This is a genomic window from Acinetobacter sp. SwsAc5, from assembly GCF_013391485.1.
Lineage (GTDB): Bacteria > Pseudomonadota > Gammaproteobacteria > Pseudomonadales > Moraxellaceae > Acinetobacter > Acinetobacter towneri.
This window is the reverse complement of record NZ_JACAXD010000007.1, coordinates 128,483-135,095: the sequence shown is the minus strand read 5'-3', so window position 1 is coordinate 135,095 and position 6,613 is coordinate 128,483. Positions and strand designations below refer to the sequence as shown.

The following is a 6,613-nucleotide window of genomic DNA, read 5'->3' as shown; positions in this document are numbered from 1 at the left end:
AAGTATTTGGATTGTCACTGCTTGCTCCAAAGTTAACATGTTGAGCAGTCCAAAATGACCGCTATATTAACCAAGGGGGTCAGTTTTTAAATGCCATTAGGGGGTCATTTTTACACTGCCGCTAACACATGAATTGTTCAAGATTTGGTAATTGATTCAAAATCGGTGCATTACTACTGTTTTTACGGATGTAATCAATCCAACGTTTTTGACAAAGTTCTTCAATGATCTCGCTGAATTGTCTTAAGCAATACATGACTTGAGGCAAAAGAATGAGTCGCTTTCCGCACTGATTAAGCTGATACAAAAACTCAAAATTTTGACCATTGATGTTTTGCAAATAGCGAACAGGCATGTCTTTTACCGTGCGTGCCACATCTTTAACAAGTTTCAACCATACCAATGAATCTCGTCTTAATAACCCCAAAGAAGAGTAGCTTTGCCGAAGCTGTATAATGCGATTCACAATGGCAGCTTGTTTGCCATTGTTTTGATTTAGGATAAGTTGCCCTTCATCATCAAAAGTATAAGGTACGGCCTGCTTCCAATACAGCTCAATAAATTTTTCAGCAATATCCGTATACTCAAGTGTTAAGGATTTCCCAGTGTCCTCACCTTTCTCGATTACTGATCGGCTAAGGCTGATCAACAGTGCAAATTTATAAGTACTGCTAAAACTACCTGACTGCAGAATTAGTTGAATATTTTTTAAAAATTTAAGTTGTTCTTGTGCGGTGGGAATAAAGTCAGGCATGTTTTTTCCAAAGAAGATTAAGCCATTTTTCTTGTCGATCGGGTCTCTGATCTAGCGTAACCCACTGTTTGATCTGCTGTACGTTATCAAACTGCTCGAGCAAAGCATCTGCTTGATTCTCATCTAAATCTGTAAATTTACGCCCATCTTTATCTCGATCTGAATCTCCATATTTGAATGAAATATAGATCACGCCATTTGGCTTTAGCGCTTGAACCATTTTTTCTAGAACTTCAGCTAAGCGACTACGTTCACAATGTAATAAGGATGCACACGCCCAAATTCCATCATATGCTTCATAGTCATCAACCTCATAAAAGCTCTTCAACTTAATAGGAATACCTGTAAGTCCAGTTGCTTTTTTAACGAGTTCTTCTGAATAGTCTATTGCATCTAACTGATAGCCTTTATTTTTAAAAGCCAAGGTATCACGACCTGAACCACAGCCAACGTCAAGAATCCGAGCACCTTCAGGCAACTCAGCTAAAAATGGCTGATATAGGCTTTTCATATCAACTTCAAACGTTGAAGTTGTAAATTCTTCTGCATGCTTATTGTAGTAGTCTATTGTTTTCATTACGGACACTTATGCTAAAAGACACTTTCAGTCTACAAGAAAACAAAAAAATAAGGGAGCTAAGAGCGTCCCTTACTCTCGACTCGCCAACTTACTTTCAATCCATTGATGGATCTCATAAGCTGACCAGCCGATACGATTTTGAGTAATTTTAACTTTCTTTGGAAAGGTTGGATCATAGTAAGGTGAGTCCTCATCCATCATCTCGTAGATGGTAGAACGCCCCACTCCAACAAATTCCATGACTTGCTTGATACTGATCAGTTGATTCATTTGAAAAGTTTGACCAACAAATGCATTCATGATGTTTACTCCTATCTCATGATTTCGAGCAACTCGCTCATGAGATACGGCAATCTCGTAAGGTTTTACCCTGTTCGATTTAATTCAAAGCCGTCACTGATCCTTTCAATCCCTGCTGAATATTAAATTCAGGCTGCGTTTCCTCAATCTGCTGGCCTTCAACAGGCTGATAAAACTCCTCAACCACATCCAAGCCTTCCTCCATGTCTACGTCCATCCTTCCATTCCCAAAACCCTTCCTAGCAGTAAAGTCTAAAGCCTCCTGATAAAACCCTGCCTGCTTACTCTGCTCATCAATCTGCTTCGCCTGAATAATCGCTTCATTTAAACTGATCCCATCTCTTAAAGTTAAATCCACGTAATACACGGGCTGACGATAACTCTGTGTCGTACTCTTGCCCCGCAATATCAATTGCAATGGGAGGCATGACAACAAACCATTTGACGCTGCATGGTAGTAGCTCAGTCGAGCTGCCAAAGTTCGAATACTATTAAAGCCCGTGGTTCTAAAGATGAAGGTGCCAAACTCATCCGATTCATCTAAGTTCACATGCAAACGCCCGTAGGGCTTGCAGTTCCCTCCTTGAGCCAATGGACACAAATCAGGGGATGGACAGGGAAGTTGCTCCACGCCTTGATTGGTTAAACGCTGGCAGGTTTCTCCATTACCGACACAGATAGGTCTTCCAGTCTGTCGGTCAAACAGGCTGTATTCTGCACGCAGGTTTAAATCAGGATCATTAAAGATCATTCTGACCGGGATTGAGCGCAACTTTTGATTAGGCGTATTGGCTCGAAGCTGATCATCTAATGGATGTTTAACCCAGCCTTCTTTGCTTTGAATCTGGGAAGTAATGGTGAACTGGTCATCCTTTTCAGGCAATCGCTTGCCATTCTTTTCGATCATACGACCGATACTGATACGCCCCAGGATTGGTGGAGTAATTGCTAAACCTTTAATCATGTTGATATTCCTTAATGTATTACCTTACACATTTGGGTCTATGTATGTAGGTCGGAACAAGGACCAAATAAGTTACCCAAAGAATGTAGAGCCAGATAAAGTGCTACAGAAATCGCGACCGATTTGCTCTCTACCGAAGGGTAGAGAGCGGGGAGCGATTTTTGTGAATTTTTGATTTGGTGCTGTAGATAGGGCTTAGTCGGTATAGATGTTAAATCGACGACTGCCTTGCTTTTCAAGTGGATAAAGCTCAATGAGTTCAGGCTGGTGCTGAAGCAATGCTTTGGTATTGAGGCTGATAGAATCCTTGGCTTTCTTCCAGACTACTGAGCCATTTACAAAGACTGCCCTTTCCTTGTCTTGCATCATCATCTGGATTTCATGTTTAAGCTGGTCAAAGCGTTCCTGCTGATTCTGAATCTCTTCCTTCATTTTGATAAGCTGGTCGAACATCAAATTGGCATTTTCATTTTGCGAAAGATCCTCTACCGTTAAAGGTACATGCGCTGGATAGAGTTGTTGAATCGCTTTAGCTGCGGATTCACTTGCATCCACGGATGGTGGCGTGTCCTTTTCCACACATTCCCAGAAATATCGTTCTGCTTGAACAATATGTTCAATCACGGATTCTGATCGTGTCACTTTGAAGATCTTGGTTTCATGCCCACAGATCAAGACACAAACATGCGCTGCCTGTTTACCAGTCACCGCCAGTTGATGTTGTACCTGACAAAGCACATATAAAGGCACACCATCACGCCACAATTTTGCTCCATGCTCACCTGCTGTTTTGCATTCAAGAATCTGAACTTCGTCGCTTCCTACAACAGAGTAATCCAAGTTTGCTAACATGAAATACTTATCAGGATCAGGGTGCTGTAATACAGCATTGACTCGACGAACTTTATTATTGGTGTGCATGCTGTAATACTCAGCCACTAAAGGTTCGAGCTGTTTGCCCCAATACAGAGGTGCTATACCTGAACTTTCATCTTCAATGGATTGAGTCTGACGACCTGTTTTGATCAGCCAAAGCTCTAACATGGACATGTATGGATTTAAGCCACATGCTGTTGCTGCATCACTGCTGCCAATGCCTTGTTTACGGACTTCAAGCCAATCTTGATACGCCATATCTTTGGTGTTGACTAAGCGTTTTGCAGAACTAGCTCGTTTAGGTGTAGTTAATGGGTTTAATGCAGTTTGAACACCTGCCTGTACAGTCTGATTTGAAATCGGTGCGATTTGATTCATGGTTCTATCCTTATAAATTTCAGTTTTTGTAAAAAAGAAGCGCATAAAAAAGCCATACCCGACACGAGGTCGGGTATGGCAATATGCATGCTGATTCAGATTATTGATTGTGAGTAGTAAGTAGAGAGAGTTACGTGTGTGCTGTACTCAGCGATTGTTGAGACTTGCGGGGTTAAGGTTGGATGGATTACATGAGCTTAGGCTATCAAAGATAAAGCCTGTTCCAGTCCACGTTGCTTAAGACCTGCGCCTGCACCAAACCAAGCTGAATCAAGACGATGATCGGTACTCATGGCACGTCGTTCATGATCCACAAATTCTGTGATCGAACACAGTAAGCCATAAGCAGTGTCTTTGGCGGATGACAGGTCAGCACCACGTCCTTGCCCATTGAACATGTCCAAAGCTTTATTCATGGCACGACCATTTGGTTCAGGCTTTTTCTCTTGAGCTTGCTGCGCGACATTACGATAGAACTGAATAATGTTTTCTTCAGGATCGGAAATTGACATGGTGCTGTTATTGAACACGGCATCAAAGTAGGCTTTGGCTTCCTGTTGACTCACCTTACGCTGTGTGAGCTGTTTCATCTCATACATGTGCTCATCCCATGCACGCACTGAAATACCTAATTGCTGCTTCACTTTCTCTGCGTCAAACTTGGTACTATGTGGAACCTTCACTACACCTGCACTACTGCTCTGCCCACGTAACGCAATAGCTAAAGTGTTGTTACAGACTACCCGGATACTTGTGAACTGTGCTGTCGTTGCCAAGGTGCCATCACACGCAGTAGCCAGCAAGATATAACCATTACTGACATCCTTAGACTTTAATGCAGTGCTTTGCCCGGTACGTGCCAAAGCCCAGAACTTCTTACCACCTTTCAAAACCCCTGCGGTTTCTAACTCAAAGCCAGATTGCTCAGTCAGATCCCGGTAGAACTCCAGAATCTCTTTAGGCTGAACTTCCTGATAACGCTGACTGACCACAGATAAAGGTGCATGGGTATCTGAACGATACAAGACACGCTGCTCTTCAAATGGCATGATAATGCTCTGACCACGCTCATTCTGTGCCATATAGCTGACGTTCGAGGATTCAATCCGCCAGTCCATCCCGGCTTGCTGTGCCCAAACTTCGAGTGGTTGATTCGGACTGAGTTGATTACCGAGACCATGCCAAGGGGTTTCGCCAACATAGGCGATTTGTTCGATTTGATGTGCCATTGTTCTTATCTCCTATGCTGATTCAACGAAAATTCTGCTGACAGTGATTGCAGTGATAATAGGTCAGGGTGATCGGCTTTTTAGGCTCATCAAACATGCTGCTAAATAGACCACCAATGACCGCACCTGCAAGCCCGCCAAGCAGTGGTGATATTGGCAAAGGTAAACCCTTTGATATGGATGCACCAATGGTTGCGAACGAAGCTGATGCCGCTAGACCTGTAGAATCAGCACTATTCACCTGCTGATTGACCACTTGAATAACCTGATCCGAAAAACAATAAGGACAATTTAAACTCATAATATATACCTCTAGAAATGACAAAGGCTCACCGATGGGCAAGCCTTGCAAAGTTAAAAAACTCGTTTTCATCTAGATAATGTATATCTGAGATTATTTTCATTTAGCGTTTAGGGCGTTTATGACCATCGGGTAATCGTAAATCCAATCTAACCCTATTTATAGTATCTACGCTATTACGTCTTGATGGTCTATTAAACTTACCGTGACCAAAACTCTGCATGTTTTTGACTCTTACCCGAAGGTACTGCTCTGTTTTGGTAGGCTCTGTGAAATACCTGACTATCTTCAAAACATTAGCTCTTTTAGCATCATCTCCCCGAATTAAAGGACCTAGAGCATCGTTTCCACTTTCTTTGTAACTTCTACGATTCTGCTTAGTATTGCAGTTGTACCCTTGTCCAGTTTCTTCTGTTATTTCTTTCCAAGTATCAATAATACAATCTGCAATATGGCGATCAAACTTAACACGACTACCATTATAGAAAAGTAAGAAATGTGCGTGATATCCTTTTTCGGCACCTTGCTCTAAAGCATACATATAGCCTAGCAAATCACTAAAATGACGATCTCTATCCTGTAATCGATCTAGTAGTTTTCGGATATCTTGCCTAAAGTCCGAAATATCAATGAATCTTCGCTTATTCTGTTTATAAGATAAATCAACCCGAATAATAGCTAATTTAGAATGATGTTCTAGCAATAACTCTGTGTACTCCATAGCCTTACATCGATTCTTTAGCTCATCCTCTTTAAAACGTTGAACTTCCCTGTCATGTTGTCTTTTAAACTTTTGAAATCTTGACTTCACATCACGAAATCTTAGTTTTTCTAAGATTGAACTATCGATATATTGAAATGCTCTTACATCTTTTTCCAACTCTAACATTAGCTCAATCATGGCTTGGTTATAAGCAGAATATGTCAGGTTTGAATTATATTGATCTTGTAACTCTCTGAGTAAGTCAACTAAATCACACCAATAGTCATCCCATGGTCTTTGTCCAGTTAACGTATCTTCTACAAAGTTTTCAATTGCAGTAATCAATGAAGAATGATTGATCTTGGTTTGTTCCATTGCTATGTACCTGTTATTAATACATAGCAATAGGGCTAATCAATAAGAAATTACATATAGGCTTAAATTAGATAAAAGCTCTATATAATGAATATGCATATAAGTGCATATATTTAATTAGTATTAGTAATATAGCCTTATAATACCCACTAA

Annotated in this window: 7 protein-coding genes and 1 pseudogene; all 8 read right to left on the bottom strand. The window is 41.1% G+C overall.

All coding sequences use genetic code 11. The annotated features are described in order from the left end of the window. Window positions 1-127: 127 nt before the first annotated feature. Window positions 128-754 (bottom strand): annotated as a pseudogene (locus HYG89_RS06020) (HNH endonuclease); the annotation flags it as partial. Beyond that, on the bottom strand, window positions 747-1,331 hold the full coding sequence (locus tag HYG89_RS06015) for a bifunctional 2-polyprenyl-6-hydroxyphenol methylase/3-demethylubiquinol 3-O-methyltransferase UbiG (protein WP_178866617.1): 585 nt from the start codon (window positions 1,329-1,331) through the stop codon (window positions 747-749). The pseudogene HYG89_RS06020 and the gene HYG89_RS06015, both read right to left, overlap by 8 nt. A 72-nt stretch (window positions 1,332-1,403) precedes the next feature. Next, window positions 1,404-1,634 carry an AlpA family transcriptional regulator gene (locus tag HYG89_RS06010; RefSeq protein WP_178866616.1) on the bottom strand — a complete coding sequence of 77 codons (231 nt, stop codon included), beginning with the start codon at window positions 1,632-1,634 and terminating at the stop codon, window positions 1,404-1,406. 79 nt (window positions 1,635-1,713) lie between these two features. After that, a complete protein-coding gene (locus tag HYG89_RS06005; protein ID WP_178866614.1) occupies window positions 1,714-2,598 on the bottom strand; it encodes a hydrolase or metal-binding protein in 885 nt (294 codons plus the stop codon). 195 nt (window positions 2,599-2,793) lie between these two features. Continuing rightward, window positions 2,794-3,852: a YqaJ viral recombinase family protein gene (locus HYG89_RS06000; protein ID WP_178866612.1), complete on the bottom strand. Its 1,059-nt coding sequence runs from the start codon at window positions 3,850-3,852 to the stop codon at window positions 2,794-2,796. 197 nt (window positions 3,853-4,049) lie between these two features. Next, a complete protein-coding gene (locus HYG89_RS05995; protein ID WP_178866610.1) occupies window positions 4,050-5,081 on the bottom strand; it encodes a DUF932 domain-containing protein in 1,032 nt (343 codons plus the stop codon). A 22-nt stretch (window positions 5,082-5,103) separates the two neighbouring features. Then, complete coding sequence (locus HYG89_RS05990) at window positions 5,104-5,382, bottom strand: hypothetical protein (protein ID WP_178866608.1); 279 nt, start codon at window positions 5,380-5,382, stop codon at window positions 5,104-5,106. Between the two features lie 103 nt (window positions 5,383-5,485). Further along, window positions 5,486-6,460: an inovirus-type Gp2 protein gene (locus HYG89_RS05985; protein ID WP_178866606.1), complete on the bottom strand. Its 975-nt coding sequence runs from the start codon at window positions 6,458-6,460 to the stop codon at window positions 5,486-5,488. Window positions 6,461-6,613 lie beyond the last annotated feature (153 nt).